Source organism: [Mycobacterium] manitobense (assembly GCF_025821665.1).
In the GTDB taxonomy this organism is placed as follows: Bacteria; Actinomycetota; Actinomycetes; order Mycobacteriales; family Mycobacteriaceae; genus Mycobacterium; species Mycobacterium arseniciresistens.
Genome location: NZ_JACKSJ010000123.1, coordinates 1 through 313 on the forward strand (window position 1 = coordinate 1; position 313 = coordinate 313).

The window sequence follows — 313 nt, forward strand, 5'->3', positions numbered from 1 at the left end:
GCCGGGGTTCGGCCCGGCCTCCCGGAAGTGGTAGATCGCGTAGGCGACCAGCACGGTCACCACATAGGCGGGCATGATCCGGCGCACCCGGTGCCAGGCGTACCGACGCACCGACGGGGCCGACCGCCCCGCCGCGGAAGCCTTCACCCAGGGCCGGAACAACAGGAAACCGGACAGCACGAAGAAGATCGGCACCCCGATCTCCGCGCGCGAGAGGGTCAGCCCGTAGTAGCCCTGCGGGTACTTACCCGTGGTGTACGCGGCGTGGGTGAGCACCACCAACAGCGCCGCGACGGCACGGACACCGGTGAGC

General features: G+C 70.3%; 1 protein-coding gene. It reads right to left on the bottom strand.

All coding sequences use genetic code 11. From position 1 onward, the window contains the following. On the bottom strand, positions 1–313 hold a 313-nt coding region (locus H7I41_RS15795), incomplete at both ends, for an acyltransferase family protein (RefSeq protein WP_264013551.1).